21 protein-coding genes are annotated in these 21,803 nt (G+C 72.0%); 17 read left to right on the forward strand and 4 right to left on the reverse strand.

Features of this window, described 5'->3' with window-relative positions; translation table 11 throughout:
• Window positions 1-12: 12 nt before the first annotated feature.
• Window positions 13-594 (reverse strand): TlpA family protein disulfide reductase, encoded by a 582-nt coding sequence (locus ACFHPP_RS00530; RefSeq protein WP_437161310.1) that lies wholly within the window; start codon window positions 592-594, stop codon window positions 13-15.
• A gap of 15 nt (window positions 595-609) precedes the next feature.
• Between ACFHPP_RS00530 and argH the strand changes: the two genes are divergently transcribed.
• The 6 genes from argH to ACFHPP_RS00560 all read left to right on the forward strand — a co-directional run bounded on the left by argH (window position 610) and on the right by ACFHPP_RS00560 (window position 8,244).
• A complete protein-coding gene (gene argH, locus ACFHPP_RS00535) occupies window positions 610-2,004 on the forward strand; it encodes an argininosuccinate lyase (protein ID WP_437161311.1) in 1,395 nt (464 codons plus the stop codon).
• A complete protein-coding gene (locus tag ACFHPP_RS00540) occupies window positions 2,001-2,126 on the forward strand; it encodes an LPS translocon maturation chaperone LptM (protein WP_437161312.1) in 126 nt (41 codons plus the stop codon). The genes argH and ACFHPP_RS00540 overlap by 4 nt, the downstream gene beginning before the upstream one ends.
• 91 nt (window positions 2,127-2,217) lie before the next feature.
• Window positions 2,218-3,192, forward strand: a complete 975-nt coding sequence (locus tag ACFHPP_RS00545; protein WP_437161313.1) for a Bug family tripartite tricarboxylate transporter substrate binding protein — start codon at window positions 2,218-2,220, stop codon at window positions 3,190-3,192.
• A 96-nt stretch (window positions 3,193-3,288) separates the two neighbouring features.
• Window positions 3,289-4,635 (forward strand): diaminopimelate decarboxylase, encoded by a 1,347-nt coding sequence (gene lysA, locus ACFHPP_RS00550; protein WP_437161314.1) that lies wholly within the window; start codon window positions 3,289-3,291, stop codon window positions 4,633-4,635.
• Window positions 4,632-7,343, forward strand: coding sequence for a DUF4175 domain-containing protein (locus ACFHPP_RS00555; protein WP_437161315.1), 2,712 nt, complete (start codon window positions 4,632-4,634; stop codon window positions 7,341-7,343). The genes lysA and ACFHPP_RS00555 overlap by 4 nt, the downstream gene beginning before the upstream one ends.
• A gap of 67 nt (window positions 7,344-7,410) precedes the next feature.
• Window positions 7,411-8,244 (forward strand): alpha/beta fold hydrolase, encoded by an 834-nt coding sequence (locus ACFHPP_RS00560; protein ID WP_437161316.1) that lies wholly within the window; start codon window positions 7,411-7,413, stop codon window positions 8,242-8,244.
• 4 nt (window positions 8,245-8,248) lie between these two features.
• Here the strand turns inward: ACFHPP_RS00560 and ACFHPP_RS00565 are convergent, their stop codons facing one another.
• Entirely contained in the window at window positions 8,249-9,214 is a 966-nt protein-coding gene (locus tag ACFHPP_RS00565) for a Bug family tripartite tricarboxylate transporter substrate binding protein (RefSeq protein ID WP_437161317.1), read from the reverse strand.
• 88 nt (window positions 9,215-9,302) lie between these two features.
• Between ACFHPP_RS00565 and thrC the strand changes: the two genes are divergently transcribed.
• From thrC to ACFHPP_RS00590, 5 genes are read left to right on the forward strand one after another with little or no spacing between them, the layout of a single operon-like run.
• The gene (gene thrC / locus ACFHPP_RS00570) at window positions 9,303-10,706 is read left to right on the forward strand and encodes a threonine synthase (protein ID WP_437161318.1); all 1,404 of its coding nucleotides are present in this window, start codon (window positions 9,303-9,305) and stop codon (window positions 10,704-10,706) included.
• Between the two features lie 35 nt (window positions 10,707-10,741).
• Entirely contained in the window at window positions 10,742-12,007 is a 1,266-nt protein-coding gene (locus ACFHPP_RS00575) for a M16 family metallopeptidase (RefSeq protein ID WP_437161319.1), read from the forward strand.
• Window positions 12,004-13,335, forward strand: coding sequence for a TldD/PmbA family protein (locus tag ACFHPP_RS00580; protein WP_437161320.1), 1,332 nt, complete (start codon window positions 12,004-12,006; stop codon window positions 13,333-13,335). Before ACFHPP_RS00575 ends, ACFHPP_RS00580 begins: the two co-directional genes overlap by 4 nt.
• Window positions 13,336-13,367: 32 nt before the next feature.
• On the forward strand, window positions 13,368-13,616 hold the full coding sequence (locus tag ACFHPP_RS00585; protein WP_437161321.1) for a type II toxin-antitoxin system Phd/YefM family antitoxin: 249 nt from the start codon (window positions 13,368-13,370) through the stop codon (window positions 13,614-13,616).
• Window positions 13,613-14,029 (forward strand): type II toxin-antitoxin system VapC family toxin, encoded by a 417-nt coding sequence (locus tag ACFHPP_RS00590; protein ID WP_437161322.1) that lies wholly within the window; start codon window positions 13,613-13,615, stop codon window positions 14,027-14,029. The genes ACFHPP_RS00585 and ACFHPP_RS00590 overlap by 4 nt, the downstream gene beginning before the upstream one ends.
• Before the next feature lie 2 nt (window positions 14,030-14,031).
• On the opposite strand, the gene ACFHPP_RS00595 is transcribed toward ACFHPP_RS00590, so the two are convergent.
• Complete coding sequence (locus ACFHPP_RS00595) at window positions 14,032-15,618, reverse strand: ABC transporter substrate-binding protein (RefSeq protein ID WP_437161323.1); 1,587 nt, start codon at window positions 15,616-15,618, stop codon at window positions 14,032-14,034.
• A gap of 163 nt (window positions 15,619-15,781) precedes the next feature.
• Here ACFHPP_RS00595 and ACFHPP_RS00600 point away from each other — a divergent pair, with 163 nt between their 5' ends.
• The 6 genes from ACFHPP_RS00600 to ACFHPP_RS00625 all read left to right on the forward strand — a co-directional run bounded on the left by ACFHPP_RS00600 (window position 15,782) and on the right by ACFHPP_RS00625 (window position 20,911).
• Complete coding sequence (locus ACFHPP_RS00600) at window positions 15,782-16,768, forward strand: Tim44 domain-containing protein (RefSeq protein WP_437161324.1); 987 nt, start codon at window positions 15,782-15,784, stop codon at window positions 16,766-16,768.
• A gap of 172 nt (window positions 16,769-16,940) precedes the next feature.
• Entirely contained in the window at window positions 16,941-17,642 is a 702-nt protein-coding gene (locus tag ACFHPP_RS00605; RefSeq protein WP_437161325.1) for a 50S ribosomal protein L25/general stress protein Ctc, read from the forward strand.
• Window positions 17,643-17,648: 6 nt separating this feature from the next.
• Complete coding sequence (gene pth / locus ACFHPP_RS00610; RefSeq protein ID WP_437161326.1) at window positions 17,649-18,224, forward strand: aminoacyl-tRNA hydrolase; 576 nt, start codon at window positions 17,649-17,651, stop codon at window positions 18,222-18,224.
• A gap of 5 nt (window positions 18,225-18,229) precedes the next feature.
• On the forward strand, window positions 18,230-18,688 hold the full coding sequence (locus tag ACFHPP_RS00615) for a hypothetical protein (protein ID WP_437161327.1): 459 nt from the start codon (window positions 18,230-18,232) through the stop codon (window positions 18,686-18,688).
• Between the two features lie 13 nt (window positions 18,689-18,701).
• Window positions 18,702-19,796, forward strand: a complete 1,095-nt coding sequence (gene ychF, locus ACFHPP_RS00620) for a redox-regulated ATPase YchF (RefSeq protein ID WP_437161328.1) — start codon at window positions 18,702-18,704, stop codon at window positions 19,794-19,796.
• The gene (locus ACFHPP_RS00625) at window positions 19,793-20,911 is read left to right on the forward strand and encodes a THUMP domain-containing class I SAM-dependent RNA methyltransferase (RefSeq protein WP_437161329.1); all 1,119 of its coding nucleotides are present in this window, start codon (window positions 19,793-19,795) and stop codon (window positions 20,909-20,911) included. Before ychF ends, ACFHPP_RS00625 begins: the two co-directional genes overlap by 4 nt.
• On the opposite strand, the gene ACFHPP_RS00630 is transcribed toward ACFHPP_RS00625, so the two are convergent.
• The gene (locus tag ACFHPP_RS00630) at window positions 20,912-21,802 is read right to left on the reverse strand and encodes a lipid A biosynthesis lauroyl acyltransferase (protein WP_437161330.1); all 891 of its coding nucleotides are present in this window, start codon (window positions 21,800-21,802) and stop codon (window positions 20,912-20,914) included.
• Window position 21,803: the final 1 nt, after the last annotated feature.

The raw sequence follows: 21,803 nt of genomic DNA on the forward strand, positions 1-21,803 counted from the left end.
AAAAATCCTGTCTCAGGTGCGGGCGGTTTCGGGCGCGGCCGGTGTGCGGGTCAGGCGGCGGATGGCGGCGACGACCGGTGGCTGGTCCCACTCCGCCTCGCCCATCAGCCGCGCCACTTCAAGTCCCCGCCGGTCGATGATGATCGTGGTCGGCAGCACCCGAACCCCCAGCGCCCGGCCGGTGGCGCCGCGCGGGTCGAGCCAGATGCCCATGTGGCGCAGGTTGGTGCGCTGGTAGAACGGCTCCACCTGGGCGCGGCCGCCGCGGTCGTTGGACAGGGCCAGCACCTCGATCCCCTCCCGCGCAACCTGGGCGTGCAGCCGGTCCAGCGCCGGCATTTCCGCCACGCAGGGCGGGCACCAGGTGGCCCAGAAATTCACCACCAGCGCCTTGCCGCGGAACGCCTCGAACCCGGTGGCGCGGCCCTCGGCATCGGTGAAGGACAGGCCCTCGGGCAGCGGCTTCGCCTCCGGGTGCTCGGTCAGGCGTTGCAGCCCGGTGGCCGCCGCTTGGCGCATCGGGCCGGCGGCGAGTAAGGTCGCACCCGCCGCCAGACTCAGGATGGCACGGCGATCCCGCATGAACTTCTGCACCGAAAGACCTCCTCCGTGACCGAACCGCGTGCGAGCCATGACCTCTGGGGCGGGCGTTATGCCGAAGGCCCCTCCGCCATCATGCGGGAGATCAATGCCAGCATCGGCTTCGACCGCAAGATGTGGCGCCAGGACATTTCCGGAAGCCTGGCCCACGCCGCCATGCTGAAGCATGTGGGGATCATCAGCGCGGAGGACGAGGCCAAGATCCGCCAGGGCCTCGCCGACATCGCGGAGGAGATCAATTCGGAAAAATTCACCTTCAGCGACGCCCTCGAAGACATCCACATGAACATCGAGGCCCGGCTGACGGAGCGGATCGGCGAGGCCGGCAAGCGCCTGCACACCGCACGCAGCCGCAACGACCAGGTGGCGCTGGATGTGCGGCTGTGGGTGCGGGATGCGATCGATGGCCTGGACGCGCAGCTGGCCGACGTGATGCGCGCCCTGGTCACCCGCGCCGCCGAGCACGCCGGCACCGTGATGCCCGGCTTCACCCACCTGCAGCCGGCGCAGCCCACCACCTTCGGGCACCACCTGCTGGCCTATGTCGAGATGCTGTCGCGGGACCGCGGCCGGCTGGCGGATTGCCGCCGCCGCCTGAACGAAAGTCCGCTCGGCGCCGCGGCGCTGTGCGGCACCGGCTTCCCGATCGACCGCCACATGACCGCGCAAGCGCTGGGCTTTGATCGGCCGATGCGCAACAGCCTGGATGCCGTGGCCTCGCGCGATTTCGCGGCGGAGTTCCTGTTCGCCTGCGCCATGTGCGTCACCCACCTGTCCCGCTTCGCGGAGGAGGTGGTGATCTGGACCAACCCCTATTTCGGCTTCGTGAAGCTCTCCGACGCCTTCACCACCGGCAGCTCCATCATGCCGCAGAAGCGCAACCCGGATGCGGCGGAGCTGGTGCGCGGCAAGACCGGCCGCGTGGTGGGGGCGCTGGTCGGCATGCTGACCGTGATCAAGGGCCTCGCCCTGACCTACGGGAAGGACATGCAGGAGGACAAGGAAGGCATCTTCGACAGTGCCGAGACCCTTGCTTTGTGCCTCGCCGCCACCGGCGGCATGGTGCGCGACATGCAGCCGCAGCCCGGGCGGCTGGCGGAGGCGGCCGGCGCCGGCTTCTCCACCGCGACGGACCTCGCGGACTGGCTGGTGCGCGAGTTGAAGCTGCCCTTCCGCGATGCCCACCACGTCACCGGCCGGCTGGTGGCGAAGGCGGAGGCGATGGGCGTGGACCTCGCCGGCCTGACGATCACGGAGATGCAGGCGGTGGAGCCCGGCATCACGGATGCGGTGTTCGGCGTGCTGTCCGTCGCCGCCTCCGTCCGGTCCCGCATTTCCTACGGCGGCACCGCGCCGGCCAATGTGGCGCGGATGGCGGCGGAATGGCAGGAGAAGCTGGCATGAGGCTGTTGATCGCGCTGCTGCTGGTCGCCGGCACCCTCGCCGCCTGCGGCCGCGCCGGAGGCATCCGCCCGCCCGGGCCGCCGGACCAGGTGACATTCCCGCGGGCCTATCCCAACCGGTAGCGGGCGACCCCGAAGGGCCATTGATCCGTATCTATGGCCCAAGCACACTCCCGGCCGGCCGGATCAACCAGGCCGATCGGGAGAAAACGCCATGTCCGGAACCGGACGCCGCACGCTGCTCGGCGCCACCGCCGCCGTCTTCGCCTCGCGCCCCGGCCTGGCGCAGGACACCTGGCCCAGCCGCACCATCCGCCTGGTGGTGCCCTACGCCGCCGGTGGCAGCAGCGACATCGTCGCCCGCCTGATCGCACCGCGGCTCCAGGCCAGCCTCGGGCAATCCGTGGTGGTGGAGAACCGCGCCGGCGCCGGCGCCCTGCTGGGGACGGAGGCGGTCGCCCGCGCCGGCACCGACGGCCACACGATCCTGCTGGCGGACACGCCGCACGCCATCCTGCCGGCGCTGAACGACCGGCTGCCCTACCACCCGACGCGCGACTTCACGCCGATCTCGCTGGTCGCCGCCACGCCGCAGATCCTGTTCGCCGCCGCCGGATTCGCCCCCGCCGATGCCGCCGCCGCCATCGCCGCCGCCCGCGCCAGGCCGGACGGCATCGCCATCGCCTCCGCCGGCCAGGGCACGTCGAGCCATTTGACGGCGGAGCGGCTGCAACTGCTGACCGGCATCAAGCTGACCCATGTGCCCTATCGCGGCGCCGCGCCGGCGATGAACGACCTCGCCGCCGGGCAGGTGCAGCTGTTCTTCGCCACCATCGCCTCCGGCCTGCCCTTGCTGCGCGAAGGCCGAATCAAGGCGCTCGGCGTGCTGTCGGAAGCGCGGCTGGAGGCGCTGCCGCAGGTCGCGACCTTCCGGGAACAGGGCATAGACCTGGTGGTGGAAAGCTGGTTCGCCCTGCTGGGCCCGGCCGGCATTCCCGAAGCCGTGGCCCGCCGCACCGCCCCCGCGGTGGCGGAGGCAGTGGCGGCGCCGGAGGTGCGGGAGCGGTTCGCGACGCTCGGCCTGACCCCGCGTTCCAGCACGCCGGCGGAGGCCGAGGCCTTCATCCGCGCCGAACTGGATCGCTATGCGGAGGTGGTGCGGGCGGCCGATATCCGGCTCACGAACTAGGAGCATTTTCAAGCCGGGCGTCCACGCCGGGCGGCTCGGAAAATGCGGCAGGACATGGAGCTTGGCGAAGTGCCGCGGCCACCCCAAAGTGAAGGGATGGCCGCCCTCCCTGCCGTCGCCCTCGACGCCGCCTCCGACCCGAGCTTCCCCGAGCTGCTCGCCCTCCGCCCCCACCTCACCATGGACCCGCTCGCGGGCCTGATGATGGAGGAGGTGCCGCTGGCGCGCATCGCGGCGGAAGCCGGCACGCCCGCCTGGGTCTATTCCGCGGGCGCGCTGCGCCGCCGCCTGGGCGCGCTGCAATCGGCGCTGTCCGACGCGCGCCTGCCGGCGGAGGTGCATTTCGCCGTCAAGGCCAACCCGAGCCTGGCCGTGCTGCGGGTGCTGGCGGAGGCCGGGGCGGGCGCGGACATCGTCAGCGAGGGCGAGTTGCGCGTGGCCCTCGCGGCCGGCATCGCCCCCGGCCACATCGTCTTCTCCGGCGTCGGCAAGACCTTTCCCGAACTTCGCCTCGCGCTCGACCAGGACATCCAGCAGATCAACGCCGAGAGCGCGGAGGAGGTGGAGATGATCTCCGCCGCGGCCACCGCCATGGGCCGCACGGCCCGCGTGGCGCTGCGGGTGAACCCGGACGTGGACGCCAAGACCCACGCCAAGATCACCACCGGCAAGTCGGAGAACAAGTTCGGCGTGGCGATCGGCGAGGCCCCGGCGCTGTATGCGCGGATGGCGGCGCTGCCCGGCATCCGGCCGGTCGGCGTCGCGGTGCATATCGGCAGCCAGATCACCGCCGGCGTCTCCGCCTACCGCATCGCCTACGCCCACCTGGCCGATTTGGTCCGCCAGCTGCGCGCGGCCGGGCTGCCGGTGGACCGCGTCGATTGCGGCGGCGGCCTCGGCATCCCCTACCGGGACGAGCCGGCGCCGAGTCCCGCGGCGCTCGCCGGCGTCATCCAGGCGACTCTCGGCAATCTCGGCGTGGAGCTGATGCTGGAGCCGGGCCGCTGGATCGTCGGGCCGGCCGGCGTGCTGCTGGCCTCCGTCATCCTGCAGAAGCAGGGGGCGGAACGCCGATTCGTGGTGCTGGACGCCGCGATGAACGACCTGATCCGGCCGGCGATGTACGAGGCCTGGCACGGCATCGTCCCGGTCGCGCCCGCCGCCTACACCGCCGCGACCTCGCCGGCCGATGTCGTCGGGCCGGTCTGCGAGAGCGGGGACACGTTTTCCCGAGATCGTGGCCTTCCGCAGCTCGAACCGGGTAGCCTCGTCGCGATCCTGGATGCGGGGGCCTATGGCGCGGCGATGAGCAGCACCTACAACAACCGGCCCCTGGCCGCCGAAGTGCTGGTGGATGGCGACCGCTTCGCCGTGATCCGGCCGCGCCAGACGCATGAACAGCTTCTGGCCGGCCAGCGCCTGCCGCCCTGGATGGCCGCATGACGAAAAACCCCCTCCGCCGCCTGCCGCGCCAACGTCTGGCCGCGAGGGCCGCGCTGGGGTGGGAACGTGTGTGGCCGGCGCTGTGGCCGCCGCTTGGCGTGCTGGGCGTCTTCCTGCTGGTGGCGCTGCTCGGCCTGCCGCTGCTGCTGCCGCCCTGGGCAAGGCCGGTGCTGAGCCTCGTCTTCCTGGCCGGCATCGCGGTCGCCGGCTGGCGCGGCTTCCGGCGCCTTTCGGTGCCGGGGCGGGACGAGGGGGATCGCCGCCTCGAATCCGCCTCCGGCCTCGCCCACCGGCCGCTCGCCGCGCTGGCGGACCGCCCGGCCGGCAACGACCCGATGGCGCTGGCAGTGTGGGAGGCGCATCGTCGCCGCGCCGCCGCCTCCATCCGCCAGCTGCGCGTCGGCCTGCCGCGGCCGGGCCTGGCGCGGCGCGACCCGATCGCCCTGCGCGCCGGCCTCGGCCTGGCGCTGTTTGCCGCCCTGGTCATCGCCGGGCCGGAGGCGCCGGAGCGGCTGCGCCGCGCCCTGGTGCCGGATTTCGGCCTCGCCACCGCCGCGCCGGCGCTGCGGCTGGAGGCCTGGGTGACGCCGCCCGGCTATACCGGCGCCGCGCCGATCTTCCTCGATGCCGCCGGCGGCGACCTGGCGGTGCCGCAGGGCAGCCGGTTGCAGGTGGCGCTCTCGGGGGGCACCGGCGGCACGCCCGATTTGGTCATCGGCAGCGCCGCCACGCCGTTCCGCGCGCTCGATGCCCGGTCCTGGTCGGCCGAGGCGCAGCTCGACCACGGCGCGCGGCTGGTGATCCGCCGCGACGGGTTCGAGGTGGCGGGCTGGACCCTGACGGTGCAGGCGGACCAGCCGCCCACCGCGCAATTTACCGACCCACCGGCGCGCGCCGCCCGCGGCCTCGGCCTGCGGCTGCCCTGGCGCGCCGGGGATGACTGGGGCGTGGCGCATCTGGAGGCGCAGTTCCGCCTGGTCGCCCGGCCGCAGGCGCCGGCGCACACGCTGGACATCAACCTGCCCGGCGCACAGCCCCGGGAGGCCACCGGCAATGCCGGCCCCGACCTGTCCGCCCACCCCTGGGCGGGACTTGAGGTGCAGGTCCAGTTGATGGCCCGCGACGGCGCGGGGCAGGAGGGCCGGTCGGAGGCCGCGACCCTGACGCTGCCCGAACGCGCCTTCGCCCACCCGGTGGCCCAGGCGCTGATCGCGCTGCGCAAGTCGCTGTCGCTCGACCCGACCAGGCGGCGCGAGGCGCAGATCGAACTCGACCGCCTGGCGAACGCGCCGGAGGCCTTCGAGCACGACACCACCACCTTCCTGTCGCTGCGCAGCGCCCGCCACCGCCTGGCCCGCGACCGCCGCGGCGAGGCGGTGGCGGAGGCGCAGGAGACAATGTGGGAGACCGCCCTGGCCCTGGAGGAAGGCCGCGCCGACCGCACCGCCCGCGCCCTGGCACAGGCCATCGAGGAACTGCGCGAGCAGCTCGAACAGGCGATGCGGGAGCAGCAGGAGAACCGCGAGGCAACCCCGCCCCAGGAGAACCGCGAGCAGGGCCAGGAGCAGAACCAGCAGCCGCCCCAAGATCAACAACAGGACCAGCAGCAGGACCGGCAGCGCGCCGAGCAGACCGAGCAGCAGCGCCAGGAAACCGACCGCCGCATCCAGGAACTGCGCGACGCCATCCGCCGCCACCTGGAAGCGCTGGCGGAACGCCTGCAGCAGGAAAACGCGGAGTCGATGCCGACCGACCCGCAGAACCGCCTGATGGACCGCCGCGACCTGGACCGCCGGACGGATCGGATGCGCGAGGCCAATCGCCAGGACCGCCCGCAGGACGCCGAGCGCGAGCTGGCCGAGCTGGAGGAGATGCTGCGCGCGCTGGAGGAAGGCCGCACCCCACGCTCCGAGGCCCAGGAGCGCCAGCGCCAGCAGCGCGAGCGCGGCGAGCGGCAGATGGGCGTGGTGCAGGACATGGTCCGCCGCCAGACCCAGATGCTGGACAGCGGCCACCGCCGTGCGGAGGCCGAGGCCGAGCAGCGGGAGGCCGATCGCCGCGCCCAGCAATTGCAGAACCGCGCCCCCTGGTCCCGCCCCGCACCCCAGCAGGACCAGCAGCAGGAGCGCCGCAGCGCGACGGAGGCGGAGGCGCTGCGCGAGGCCCAGAACGAGGCGCGCATCCAGCGCGCCCTGCGCCGGGCACTCGGCGAGGTGATGCAGCAGTTCGGGGATCTCACCGGCGAGATCCCCGCCCCGCTCGGCCGCGCCGACCAGGCGATGCGGGAGGCGCAGGAGGCGCTGGGGCAGGGCGGCGACGCCCGCACCCCGCAGCAGACCGCGATCCGGGAGTTGCAGGAAGGCGGCCGCCAGATGGCGCAGCAGATGCAGCGCCAGTTCGGCCAGGGCGAGCCGGGCGAGGGCGAGGAAGGCGAGGGCGAGGGCGAAGGCCAGGGCCCGATGATGGGGCAAGGCCAGGGCGAGGGCTCCGACCAGGCGCAGGGCCAGGGCCAGGGCCGCGACCCCCTCGGCCGCCGCACCCGCGAAGCCCCCGGCGCGCAGGACAATGGCAGCGACACCCGCGTGCCGGACGAGGCCGAGTTGCTCCGCACCCGCCGCATCCAGGAAGAACTGCGCAAGCGCGGTGCCGAACGGACCCGGCCGCAGGAGGAACTGGACTACATCGACCGGCTGCTCCGGCGCTTCTGATGGCGCTGGCGCCCCCTACCCAGGCGCGCCACGAGGTCTAGGCTGTGCGGCCAGGAGGACTTGCCGCATGGACTTCACCGCCCCGCCGCGCCAGCGCCAGATGCTGGACCGCCCGGATTGCCGCATCGCCTATGAGGTCTCGGGCAGCGGCCCGCCCATCGTCTTCGCGCACGGCCTGGGCGGCTGCTACATGTCCTGGTGGCAGCAGGTCGCGCATTTCGCTCCACGCCACACCTGCGTCAGCTTCTCCCACCGCGGCTTCTTCCCCTCCACCGCGCCGGAGGGCGGGCCGGACCCACGGGAATACGCGAACGACCTGGCGGCGCTGGTGGACCATCTCGGGCTCGGCGACATCACGCTGGTCTGCCAGTCCATGGGCGGCTGGACCGGGGTGGAATACGCGCTGATGCTGCCCGGCCGGGTGCGCCGCCTGGTGCTGGCGGCGACCACCGGCTCGCTCGACCCGCGGCAGATGCGGGAGCCGGAGCGCGGGCGGCTGGCCGGCTGGGCGCGCGATGCGGCGGAGGCGCGGGCGGCCATGCTCGGCCGCAACATCCTGCCCGCCTGTGGACCGGCGATGGCGGAGGCGCAGCCGGCCCTGCACCACCTGTATGCGCAGATGGACAAGCTCACCACCGGCTTCGACAAGGAAGCGGTGCGCGCCCGCATGGGCGAGATGCGCCGCCGCCCGCCGGCGGACCTTGCCGCCGCCGGCTGCCCGGTGCTTTTCATCGCGGGCGGCCGCGACCAGGTGATCGCGCCCTTCGCGGCGGAGGCGATGGCCCCCGAGATCCCTGGCTCCCGCGTCGCCACCATCCCGGCGGCCGGCCATTCCGCCTATTTCGAACACGCCGCGACCTTCAACGCGCTGGTCGAGGCCTTCCTGGCGGAGCCCCAATAACGCCTCAGTTGCGCGGGATGTTCGCCGCCGCCACCACCGGCCGCCACACCCGCGCGAAATCCGCCACCACGGCCTGGAAGCCCGCGGCGTCCAAAGGTGTCGCGGGCGGATACAGCCCCGCCGCCTCCAGCCGCACCGCCGTCTCCGGCAGGGCGACGATGCGGTTCACGGCGGCATTCACCTGCGCCACGAAGGCCGGCGGCAGGCCGTGCGGGCCGGAGATGCCGGTCCAGCTCGTCGCCGTCAGCCCGGGGAAGCCGAGCGCCGCATAGGTCGGCACGCCCGGCAGCGGCGCGAAGCCCTGCGCGGAGGACACCGCCAGGACCCGCGCCTGGCCGCCCGAGATCGCCCCGGTGGTGCCGGCCAGCGGCGTCAGCAGGCTGTCCACCGTGCCGCCGATCAGGTCCTGCAGGGCCGGGCCGGTGCCCCGATAGGGCACATGCACCAGCCGCCCGCCCGCCGCCTGGGCCAGCGCCTCCCCCTGCAGGTGTTGCAGCGATCCGACGCCGGTCGAGGCGAAGCTCAGCCCGCCGCTGCGGGCGCGCGCCGCCGCCAGGAACTCCGGCAGCGTGGCGAAGGGGCTGGCCATCGGCACCAGCAGCACCGTCGGCGTTTCCGCCACCATGGCGATGTGGGTGAAGTCGCGGTCGCTGTCATAGGGCGGGCTCGCCGCCACCAGCGGCACCGTCCCGTGCGGGGAGGTGTTGGAGATGCCGAGCGTGTTGCCATCCGCCGCCGCGCGCGCCATCGCCTCCGCCCCCAGCATCCCGCCGGCGCCTGGCCGGTTCTCGATGACGATGGTCCGCCCGAGGGCGGCGGCCAGCGGTGGCGCCACGATGCGCGCCGTGACGTCGGAGGCGCCGCCGGGGGCGAAGGGCACGATCAGGCGGATCGGCGGGCCATTCTGCCCCCCGGTCTGCCCCAATGCGAGGCCGGGGATGAGCAGGAACAGGGCAATCAGGCGGCGCATGCAACGAATCCCTCGATGACCGCCGCCTGCGCTGCAACCGCCGTGCCGCCCCTCGCCGCCGCCGGCCCGGCGGGCTAGTCTCGGCAACATGCGCTACATCTCCACACGCGGCGCCGCCGCCCCCCGCGATTTCGAAGGCGTCCTGCTGGCCGGCCTCGCCGAGGATGGCGGGCTGTTCGTGCCGGAGGCCTGGCCGGTGCTGACCAGCGCCGAATGGCGCGGCCTGCGCGGCCTGCCCTATGCGGACCTGGCCGCCCACATCGTCGCGAAGTTCACCGGCGGGCAGCCGGGGGAGGCGACGCTGCGGACCATGTTCCGCCAGGCCTATGCCAGCTTCGACCATCCGGCCGTGGCGCCGCTGGTGCAGCTCGACAGCCGGATGTTCGCGCTGGAGCTGTTCCACGGCCCGACGCTGGCCTTCAAGGACATGGCGATGCAGGCCCTGGGCCCGCTGTTCGACCATGTGCTGGCGCGGCGCGGCGAACGGGTCACCATCGTCGGCGCCACCTCCGGCGATACCGGCTCCGCCGCCATCGAGGCCTGCCGGGACCGTGCGTCCATCGACATCGTGATCCTGCACCCGGAAGGCCGCACCAGCCCGGTGCAGCGGCGGCAGATGACCACGGTGCTGGCGTCGAACGTCGCGAACCTGGCGGTGGAGGGGTCCTTCGACGACTGCCAGGACCTGGTGAAGGCGATGTTCGCCGATGCGCCGTTCCGCCGGGATATGCATCTGTCGGCGGTCAATTCCATCAACTGGGCGCGGATCGCGCTGCAAATCCCCTACTACGTCGCCTCCGCCCTGGCGCTCGGCGCGCCGGACCGGGAGGTGGCATTTAGCGTCCCCACCGGCAATTTCGGCAACGTGCTGGCGGCCTGGGCGGCGCGGCGCATGGGGCTGCCGATCGCGCAGCTGCTGATCGGCTCCAACCGCAACGACATCCTGACCCGCTTCCTGTCGGGCAACGACATGACGATGCGGGCGGTCGAGCCCTCCTTCTCGCCCTCCATGGACATCCAGGTGTCCTCCAACTTCGAGCGCCTGCTGTTCGAACTGCTGCACCGCGACCCGGCCGCCACGGCCGCCACCATGCAGCGCTTCCGGGCCGAGGGCCGCATGCCGGTGCCCGACGCCGCCTGGCGCAGCGCCTGCCAGATTTTTCGCGGATTCGCGCTGGACGATGCCGGGACGCTCGCCGAGATCCGGCGGCTGCATGGGCAGGGCTACCTGGCCGATCCGCACACGGCCATCGGCACGGCGGCGGCCATGGCGAGCCCGCCCTCCGACCCGGCCATCCCGATCGTCGTCGCCGCCACCGCGCATCCCGCGAAGTTCCCGGATGCGGTGCGGGAGGCGACCGGAATCGAGGCCCCTCTGCCTTCGCGCCTCGCCGACCTATATGAGCGTCCCGAACGCTTTTCGCGCCTGCCCGCGGACCTCGGTGCGATCGAGGCCTTCGTGCGCGCCCACACGCTCCGCAACGCCGCGTAAACCCGGCGTCTCCTGATGACTGGCGAAGGAAGACCATGAACGACGCCATCCGCCTGACCCGGCTGCCCAGCGGCCTGACCGTGGTGTCCGAGAAGATGCCGCGGGTCGAGACCGTCTCCATAGGCGCCTATGTCGATGCCGGCACCCGGCATGAATCCGCTCCCGAGAACGGCGTTTCCCACTTCCTCGAACACATGGCCTTCAAGGGCACCGAACGCCGCGACGCCGCCGCCATCGCGCGCGAGATCGAGAATGTCGGCGGCCACCTGAACGCCTACACGTCGCGGGAAAACACCGCCTTCTACGCCAAGATCCTGAAGGAGGATGTGGCCCTGGCCGCCGACATCATCGGCGACATCCTGTCCCACAGCACCTTCGTGCCGGAGGAGCTGGAGCGCGAGCGCGGCGTCATCCTGCAGGAGATCGGCCAGGCGAACGACACGCCGGACGACATCGTGTTCGACCATTTCCAGGCGACCGCCTACGGCACCCAGGCGATGGGCCGCCCGGTGCTGGGCACCGAGGACACCATCAAGGCGATGAGCCGGGAGGCGCTGGTCGGCTATATGCGCCGCCACTACGGCCCGACCCGCATGGTGGTTGCCGCCGCCGGCGCGCTGGAACACGAGGACCTGCTCGACCTCGCCCAGCGGCATTTTTCCGGATTGCCGACCTCGGCCGCCGCGGTGCCGGAACCGGCGCGCTACACCGGCGGCGAGTTCCGCGAGGAGCGTGACCTGGACCAGGTGCATCTCTGCCTCGGATTCCCCTCCGTCTCCTCGACGCACAGGCTGCACATGGCGACGCAGCTCCTGTCCACCCTGCTCGGCGGCGGCATGTCGTCGCGCCTGTTCCAGGAGATCCGGGAGAAGCGCGGGCTGGTCTATTCCATCTATTCCTTTGCTTCGCCCTTCGCGGACGGCGGCGTCTTCGCCGTCTACGCCGGGACGGGGGAGGACCAGGCGGAGGAATTGGTGCCCGTTGCGCTGGAGGAGTTGCGCCGCGTGCAGCATGACGTGACGGAAGACGAACTGAACCGCGCCAAGGCGCAGTTGCGCGCCAGCCTGCTGATGAGCCTGGAATCCACCGGCAGCCGCTGCGAGCAGCTCGCCCGCCAGCTCCAGGTGCATGGCCGCATCATCCCGACCGAGGAAACCAAGGCCCGCATCGCCGCCGTCACCGTGGCCGATGTGCAGGAAGCGGCGGCCATGGCGTTCCGCGGTGCGCCGACGCTGGCGGCGCTCGGTCCGGCCGGCAAGGTGCCTGGCCTGCCTTCCATCGCGGAAAGGCTGGCGGCATGAGCGACGCGTCGCTGATCGCGGAGCTCGTCGCCTGCGCGAAGCGTGCGGGCGCCGACAGCGCCGATGCGCTGCATGTGCAGAATGCCTCCCTGTCGGTCTCCCGCCGCCTCGGCAGGATCGAGCAGCTGGAGCGCTCCGAGGGCTTCGACATCGGGCTGCGCGTGTTCGTGGGCCGCCGCCAGGCTATCGTCTCGACCACCGCGGCCGACCCGGCCGGCTTCGCGGCGCTCGCGGAGCGTGCCGTGGCGATGGCGAAGGTGGTGCCGGAGGACCCCTTCGGCGGCCTCGCCGACCAGTTCGATCCGCCGCGCGACGGCGGCCCGCTGGACCTCGAAGACCCCACCGAGCCGACGGCCGAGGACCTGATCGCCCGCGCCGCGACAGCGGAGGAGGCGGCGCTGGCGGTGGCCGGCGTCACCAACAGCGAAGGCGCCGATGCCAGCTGGGGCCGTATCCGCATCACCCTCGCGACCAGCGCCGGCTTCCTCGGGCAATATGTCCGCACCTCGCACGGCCTGTCCTGCACCGCGCTGGCGGGGCAGGGGACGGCGATGGAGCGGGACTATGACTGGTCCTCCGTCGTGCATCTGTCGGATCTCGGCGATGCCGCGACCATCGGGCGGCAGGCGGCGGAGCGTGCGGTGGCGCGGCTGAACCCGGTACGGGCGAAGACGGCGCGCATCCCGGTGGTGTTCGACCCGCGCGTGTCGTCCTCCCTGCTCGGGCACCTGCTGGGGGCCATCAACGGCGCCTCCGTGGCGCGCGGTACCTCTTTCCTCGCAGACAGTCTGGGCCAGCAGGCGCTGGCGAAGGGGCTGACGGTGCGGGACGACCCGACCCGCCGCCGCGGCCTGCGCTCCCGCCCCTTCGACGGGGAGGGCATGGCCGGCACGCCGCGTGCCATCGTCGAGGACGGCGTGCTGACGACCTGGATCCTGGATTGGCGCAGCGCGCGGCAACTGGGGATGGCCAGCACCGGCCATGCCAGCCGCGGCACCGGCGGCCCGCCCGGCCCGGCGGCGAGCAATCTGTGGCTGGAGCCGGGGACCCATACGCCAACCGACCTGATGTCCGACATCACCGAGGGGCTGTACGTGACGGACCTGATCGGCATGGGCATCAACGGCGTGACCGGCGACTACAGCCGCGGCGCCGCCGGCTTCATGATCCGCAACGGCACCCTGGCCGAGCCGGTGAGCGAGATCACCATCGCCGGCAACCTCCGCGACATCTTCCTGAACCTGACGGCGGCTAACGACCTGGAGTTTCGCCGTGGCACGGATGCGCCGACGATCCGGATCGAGGGGCTGACGCTCGCCGGCGCTTGAAGTCCGTGCGGGGCGAAGCCTAGTCTCGCCCTATGGACGGCACCATCGAAGCACGCCCCGAGCTTTCAGACCTGCTGGACCGCGTCCGGCGGGGGGAGACGCTGACGATTACCGAGGGTGGCCGTCCGGTTGCGACGCTGGCGCCGGCGGAATTCAGCTTCGCGCTGGATTTGGACGCAGCGCGCCTCATCGTGCGGGACATCACGACGCTGCGCGACCAGATGAACCTGCGTGGCGTCCGCTGGGCCGACATCAAGGATGAGGGCAAGCGCGGCCTGTGACCGCGCTGGTCCTCGACGCCTCCGCCACCGCACCCTGGTTCCTGATCGACGAGGCGGATGCCGCCTCCGACGCCTTGCTGCTGCGAGTTGCGCAGTCTGGTGCGCTGGTTCCCGCCATCTGGCATTTCGAGGTCGCCAGCATTCTACGAAGTGCGGAGCGCCGTTCGCGCTTTTCGGTGGAACTTGCCGACCAGGTCTATGGCCGCCTGGCGACCACGCCGATCAGCACCGAGATGCCCGAGCTTGGGCTGCTGGCGCGGCGCCTGCATCATCTGGCACGACAGCATGCGCTGACGCCCTACGACGCCGCTTACCTGGACCTTGCGATCCGGCGCCGCCTGCCCCTCGCCACCCGCGACGCGGCGCTGATCCGCGCCGCGCCGTTGGAAGGCGTCCCGCTGCTTCCGGCCTGAGGCTACTCCACCCGGATTTCCCGCACCTGCACCTGGTTGTCCGCCCGGTGCGTCACCGCGACCCCCGCCCGGTGCGCCCACGGAATCATCATGTGGTACATCGGGATGTGGCCGGGTTCCGCGTTGTGCAGCGCATGCGCCTGGCGGATCAGGCCGCGTCGCGCCTCCGGGTCCTGCTCGCCGTCGATGCGCGGGATCAGCGCGTCGAATTCCGCATTGGACCAGCCGCCGGCATTCCAGGTCGCGGCCCCGCCGACGGATCGGGAAGCCATGACGGCGCGGATGGTGTAGCTGGCGTCGAAGGTCGGCACGCCCCAGGACAACGCGTACATCATCGGCTCCTGCCGCCGGATGCGCTGGCTGAACAGGGCGTTGGGCTGGATGTTCAACTGCGCCCGGATGCCGACGCGGGCCAGCATGCCGGCCACTGCCTGGCAGGCCTCGTCATAGGTGCCGGTCGGGCATTCGAAGGGCACGGAGAAGCCGTTCGGGTAGCCGGCCTCGGCCAGCAGGGCGCGGGACCGCGCCGGGTCATGGGCCGGGCGGCGGTCCAGATCCTCCGACCAGCCATTCACGAACTGCGTCCACATGCTGGCCGTCGGCACGCCCTGGCCGCGGAGCGTGGTGCGGCGCATCGCCTCCACGTCCAGCGCATGGGCGATGGCCTGGCGCACCCGCAAATCCTTGAACGGGTTGCGGCCGCGCACGTCGGACCCGGCCAGCTCCTCCACATCCTGCCGCATCCCGAGCCAGACGGTGCGGTTCTCCTGGCCCTGCAGGATGCGCAGCCGCGGGTCGCGCTGGATGCGGGCCACGTCCTGCACCGGCACCACATGCACCATGTCGACCTCGCCCGAGAGCAGCGCGGCGACACGGGTCGCGTCCGAATTGAGCGTCACGTGGTGGTATTCGGTGACGTTGCCCTGGGTTTCCGCGGCACCCCACCAGCCCGGGTTGCGCACCATCACGGTGCGCTGGTCGGCCTCCCGGCTCCGGATCACGTAGGGGCCGGTGCCGTTGGCGTTGCGGACGGTGAAGGTTTCCTCCCGCTGCGCGAAGTTCTGCGGCACCGCGGCGCGGTTCGCCTCCGACCAGCCGCGATCCATCATCAGCACGCGGGTCAGCTTGTCCGGCACCACCGGGTCCGGCACGCGGGTCACCACATCCACGGTCAGCGCATCCCGTGCCTCCACGGCGGCCACGGTATCGACGTAGATGCCGTAGTTGGAACTCGGCGCCAGGGCCCGGGTGATGCTGAACACCACGTCATCTGAATCGAAGGCCTCGCCGCCGGCGAACTTCACGTCCGGGCGCAGGTGGAAGCGCCAGCGGGTCGGCTCCACCTGTTCCCAGCGCAGCGCCAGGCCGGGCTGCACCTTCAGGTCGTCGCCGCGATGCGTCAGGGTCTCATAGACCTGGCTGACCACCAGGTAGGTGAACAGGGCGTTGGTGGCGTGCGGGTCGAGCGTCGCGGCATCGACGCTGGTGGCCATGCGGAACAGCCGCGGTTGCGGCGCCTGGGCAGCCGCGGTTCCCGCCGCAAGCAGGGCGGCGGCGGCCGCCCCCAGAAGCCAAGCCTGTCGCGCCATCGGTGCTAGACCCTGTCCGTGAGGCCGCAGCGTGGCGCAGGAAACAGGCTTCCGCAACGGAGTCGACCGTGCGGGCCAGCTAACGCGAAGGCCAGTCGCAATCCTGGCCGGACCTCCCTATATTACCGCCAGGAAATCCAAGCTGGAGCCACGGAACCTCATCATGCGCCGCAAAGCATCCATCCTCGCCGCCTTCGCCGTCGTGGCGCTGGCGCTCGCCCCCGCCTTCGCGGAAGCGCGCCGCGGGGGCGGCTTCTCCTCCGGCAGCCGCGGCGCCCGCACCTACCAGGCGCCGCCTCCGACCACCACGGCGCCCAGCGCCGCACAGCCGATGCAGCGCACGCAGCAGGCGCCGGCCGCCGCTGCCGCTGGCGCGACGGCCGCCACCGGGGCCGCGGCCGCGGCACGCGGCGGCATGCGCGGCGGGCTGATGGGCGGCCTGCTCGGCGCCGGCCTGTTCGGCATGATCCTGGGCGCCGGCCTGTTCGGCGGCCTGGGCGGCTTCGCCTCGATCCTCGGCCTGCTGCTGCAGGTGGCGCTGATCGGCGGCGTGATCTGGTTCGTCATGCGCCTGATCCGCAGCCGCCGCACCGCCACGGCCGGCGCGCCGGAGGCCTATGCCCGCGATATGCAGGGCCAGGGCCGGCAGGGTCAGGACCGGGCGCCGCGCCCGATGACCGGTGGGATGGCCGCTCCCCGCGGTGCCATGGGTGCGGCCGCCGCCGCCCCGGCCGTGGAGACGAAGCCGTTGCAGATCGGCGAGGCCGACTACCAGGCCTTCGAGCAGAACCTGCACGCGGTGAACGAGGCCTGGTCGCGCCAGGACCTGGAGGCGCTGCGCCGCCTGTCGACGTCGGAGATGACCAACTACTTCGCCCAGGACCTGAAGGACCTGCGCGCCCGTGGCTGGACCAACGTGACCAGCGACACGAAGCTGGAAGCCGGCGACCTGTCCGAGGCGTGGCAGGAGGAGAACCGCCACTTCGCCACCGTGGCCATGCGCTACTCCATGGTGGACGTCACCACGGACGCCTCCGGCAAGGTGGTCGAAGGCCATCCGACGGAGCGCCAGACCGTGACGGAACTGCTGACCTACACCCGCTTCCCGGGCGAGGAATGGCGCCTGTCGGCGATCCAGCAGACCGGCTGAACCACATCGCAGGGGCCGCCTCGGCGGTCCCTGCAACCTCGCGCGGCCTTGCTTCCCGACCGCGCATCGGCTAGGCGTCCCCGCTGCGTCGGCACCCCTGGAGGCCGGCGCATTTTCTTTGCGCCCGCCCTGGCAACAGGCAGGGCGCATTCATTCTTGAAGGAGCCTGGCAATGGTCCAGACAGTGCGGATCGAAGCCGTGGCGCGCGCAGATGCAGGTAAGGGGGCAGCGCGCGCGACCCGGCGGGAGGGGCTGGTCCCCGGTGTGGTGTATGGTGCGAAGCAGGCGGCGACGCTGGTGGCCTTCGACCCGCGCGACATCATGAAGGAACTCACCAAGGGCGGCTGGCAGTCGCATCTGTACGAGGTCGTCGTGAAGGACGGCCCGACCGAGCGCACCATCATGCGCGAGGTGCAGTTCCACCCGGTGACGGATCGCCCCATCCACATCGACTTCCAGCGCGTGGCCCCGGGCGCCCGTATCCGCGTGCGCGTGCCGGTGGTGTTCCTGCATGAGGATACCTCGGCCGGCATCAAGGCCGGCGGCGTGCTGAACGTGGTCCGCCGCGAGGTCGAGGTCCTTGCCGAGACCGACCGGGTGCCGGAGCAGTTCGAGATCGACCTGGCCGAGGCCAAGATCGGTGACGGCCTGCGCTGGTCCTCCATCAAGGACACCTTCGGCGCGCGCCCCGGCATCGTCGGCCGCGACTTCATGATCGCCTCCATCGCCGCGCCGACCGTGGACGAGGAACTCGCCCCCGTCGTGGTCGCGGCGCCGGAGCCGGTGAAGGGCAAGGGCAAGGCGGCCGCCAAGCCGGCTGCCGCCGCCGCGGCCCCGGCCGCCAAGGCCGCGGCACCCGCCAAGAAGAAGTAATCCGGCATGGCGCTGCTTTGGGTCGGCCTCGGCAATCCGGGGTCCGAGCACGCGAAGCAGCGCCACAACATCGGCTTCATGGCGATGGATGCCGTCGCGCGGAAGCACGGCTTCTCCTCCTGGCGCAAGCGCTTCAAGGGCCAGGTGGCGGAGGGCATCCTCGGTGGCCAGAAGGTTCTGGCGCTGAAGCCGGAAACCTACATGAACGCCAGTGGCGACGCGGTGCAGCAGGCCGCCGCCTTCCTGAAGCTCGGCTCCGCCGATATCTGGGCGTTCCACGACGAGCTGGATCTCGCGCCCGGCAAGCTGCGGGTGAAGAAGGGCGGCGGCACGGCCGGGCATAACGGGCTGCGCGACATGCAGCGCGCGCTCGGCAATGCGGATTTCTGGCGCGTCCGCCTTGGCATCGGCCACCCCGGCCACAAGGACCGCGTCACCGGCCATGTGCTCGGCAACTTCGCCAAGGTGGAAACCTGGGTGGAACCGCTGCTGGATGCCGTGGCGGATGCCGCACCCCTGCTGGCAGGCGGGCAGCACGAGGCTTTCATGACGCGCGTCGCGCTGTTGACCCAGGAAGGATAGGCCGGATGCAGCAGGATGAGGGCATCTTCGACGGCGATTTCGGCGGCCCCGGCCCCGAGGATTTCGCCAACGGCGCCGCCGCGCTGGCCGCCGGCCTGATCCGGGAGGCGCAGGGCCTGGCACAAGCCGCCGCCGCCCTGGTCGCGACCGCCACGCCCGGCCCGGTCCAGGCCGTCTCCGACGTCAGGCGCCAGCGCATGGTGATCCACACCGCCGGCGAAGCCGCGGTCCGCGCGGCCCTCGCGCTGGATGCGGCGGCGCTGCTGGCGGAGAGCCGCCCGCCGGCCGAACAGGCGGCGCGGATCGCCGACGCCGCCAAGAAGGTCGGGCTGCCGCCGGCCACCCTGGCGCCCTTCCTGCGCTCCGCCGCGCTGGATTTCCGCACCGATGACGCGGCGGCGCGCATCGCCGCCTCCACCCTTGCCGCCGACCTCTGCACGCTGCTGGCGCGCGACCCGGCCTGAGAACGAGAACACGATGGGTTTCAACTGCGGCATCGTCGGCCTGCCCAATGTCGGCAAGTCCACGCTTTTCAATGCGCTGACGGCAACCGCCAGCGCCCAGGCGGCGAACTACCCCTTCTGCACGATCGAGCCGAATGTCGGGCGGGTCGGGGTCCCGGACCCGCGCCTGGGCGTCCTCGCCAAGATCGGAAAGTCCCAGAAGATCATCCCGACCAGCCTGGAATTCGTCGACATCGCCGGCCTGGTGCGCGGCGCCTCCAAGGGCGAGGGTCTGGGCAACCAGTTCCTGGCCAATGTCCGGGAGGTCGACGCCGTCATCCACGTGCTGCGCTGCTTCGAGGATGACGACGTCACGCATGTCGAGGGCAATGTCGACCCGGTGCGGGATGCCGAGACGGTCGAGACCGAGCTCATGCTCGCCGACCTCGACAGCCTGGAAAAGCGCGCCCATGGCCTGACCAAGCGCGCCCGCGGCGGCGACAAGGAAGCAACGGCCCAGCTTGCGCTGATCGAGCCGATCCTGGCCGCGCTGACCGCCGGCCGCGCCGCCCGCACCGCCATCCCGAAGGGGGAGGAGGAGGCGGTGCGCCGGCTGCAGCTGATGACCAGCAAGCCGGTGCTGTATGTCTGCAATGTCGAGGAAGCCTCCGCCGCCACCGGCAACGCCCATTCGGCCAAGGTGTTCGAGATGGCGAAGGCGCAGGGCGCCAAGGCCGTCATCGTCTCCGCCGCCATCGAGGCGGAGATCAGCATGATGGCCGAGGCCGACCGCGCCGAGTTCCTGGAATCGCTCGGCCTGGAAGACAGCGGCCTGGACCGCATCATCCGCGCCGGCCACGAGCTGCTCGGCCTGATCACCTACTTCACGGTCGGCCCGAAGGAGACGCGGGCCTGGACCATCACCCGCGGCACCAAGGCGCCCGGCGCGGCCGGCGTCATCCATGGCGATTTCGAGCGCGGCTTCATCGCGTGCGAGACCACCGCCTATGACGACTACGTCTCGCTCGGCGGCGAACAGGGCGCCAAGGAAGCCGGGAAGATGCGCGTCGAGGGCAAGGAATACGTGGTGAAGGACGGCGACGTCCTGCTGTTCCGGTTCAACGTGTGAGCGACACCTTCGAGATCTTCCTCGCCACCGCGCCCGGCCTGGAGCCCGCGCTGTTCGAGGAGGTGCGCGGCAAGGGTTTCAAGCGACCGAAGGCGGTGCCGGGCGGCGTGGTGATCCAGGGTGGCTGGCCGGAAGTGTGGCGCGCCAACCTCTGGGTCCGCGGCGCCAGCCGCGTGCTGGCCCGCATCGCGGATTTCCGCGTGGTGCATCTTGCCCAGTTGGACGAGAAGGCGCGTCGCGTGGACTGGGCCGGCGTGCTGCGGGCCGACGTGCCGTTCCGCGTCGAGGCGTCCTGCGCCAAGTCCCGCATCTACCATTCCGGTGCCGCCGCCCAGCGCATCGAGACCGCGATTCGCGAAACGCTCGGCGCCCCGATGGCCAATGGGCAGTCCGAGGATGGCGTGCTGGTGCAGGTGCGGCTTGAGAACGACCAGTGCACCATCAGCGTCGATACCTCCGGCGAGCCGCTGCACAAGCGCGGCTACAAGCAGGCGGTGAACCCGGCGCCGATGCGGGAGACCATGGCCTCCCTGTTCCTGCTGTCCTGCGGCTATGACGGCACGGAACCGCTGGTCGACCCGATGTGCGGCGCCGGCACCTTCGTCATCGAGGGCGCCGAGATCGCCGCGCGGCTGAACCCGGGCCGGTCCCGCGCCTTCGCCTTCGAACAGCTTGCCACCTTCGAGGCCGAGGCCTGGCAGACGATGCGCGCGGTGCGCAGCGGGCGCGTGCCGGTGGCGCGCTGCCATGGCAGCGACCGCGATGCCGGCGCCATCGAGATGTGCCGCGCCAATGCCGAACGCGCCGGCGTCGCGGACTTCACCGCGTTCCGCCAGGCGCCGATCAGCGACCTGACGCCGCCGGAGGGGCCGCCTGGGCTGGTCATCGTCAACCCGCCCTATGGTAGCCGGATGGGGGAGGGGACGGATCTCGTCCCGCTGTACCGCGCCTTCGGCCAGGTGCTGATGAGCCGCTTCGCCGGCTGGCGCGTCGGCCTCGTCACCGCCGACTCCAGGCTGGCACGCGAAACCCGCCTGCCCTTCCTGCCGCCCGGCGCGCCGGTGCCGCATGGCGGGCTGCGGGTGACGCTGTACCGGACCGGCACGCTGGGCTGACTACATCCGCCAGCGGCGGTGCTGCCACAGCCATTGGCCAGGGTACTCCCGGATCCAGCCCTCGACGATGTCGTTCACCTGCTGCGTCGCGGCCTGGATATCCACCTGGCCCTTGCCGTCGCGCACCAGCTCCACCGCTTCCGTCAGTTCCAGCCGGAAGCGGCCGCCGGGCAGGCGGATGGCGCGGGCGCCGTGGATCGGGCAGTCGAAGCGCCGCGCCAGGCGGGCGAGGATCGGGATGGCCGTCGCCTCCCGCCCGAAGAAGCGGACCTTGGGACCACTGCCGAAGCGCTGGTCCACCAGCATGCCGAGGTGCAGGCCCTCATCGAGGGCCTCCATCATGCGGATCGGCGCGGCGGGGCCGGCCGGGATCAGCGCGCCCATCACGCCGCGGCGCAGCGCCAGGATGTCGCGGGCGACGGCCTGGTTGTTGGGGGTGCGGTACAGTGCGGCGGAGGGCAGGCCGTGGCGCAGTGCGGCGACGGCGGGCAATTCCCAGTTCGCCAGGTGGGCCGCGAAGATGATGGCGGGCTTCCCGTCATCCCGCAGTGTCTCGAACCGCGCCATGCTGGCCTCGTCCAGCAGGATCCGGCCGGTGTTGGGGCGGGCCGGGTCGAAGTCCCACAGGTCGCCGAGATGGACGTATTCGCTGGCGGTGCGGCCGAGATTCTCCCAGCTTTCGCGCAGGATCGCGGCGCGTTCGGCGGCGGTCTTCTCGGGGAAGGCCGCGTCGATGTTCTCCCGCGCGATGCGGTTGGCCGAGGTCAGCGGGCCGAGGGTGCGCGCCACCGCCGCGCCGATCGCCCCGGCACGGTCCGGGCCGAGCGCGCGGACCAGGGCGAAGCCGCCACGGACCAGCGCGGCCAGGGCTTCATCCGCGCGGCGACCCATC

Source organism: Falsiroseomonas sp. E2-1-a20 (assembly GCF_051433195.1).
Classification (GTDB): domain Bacteria; phylum Pseudomonadota; class Alphaproteobacteria; order Acetobacterales; family Acetobacteraceae; genus Falsiroseomonas.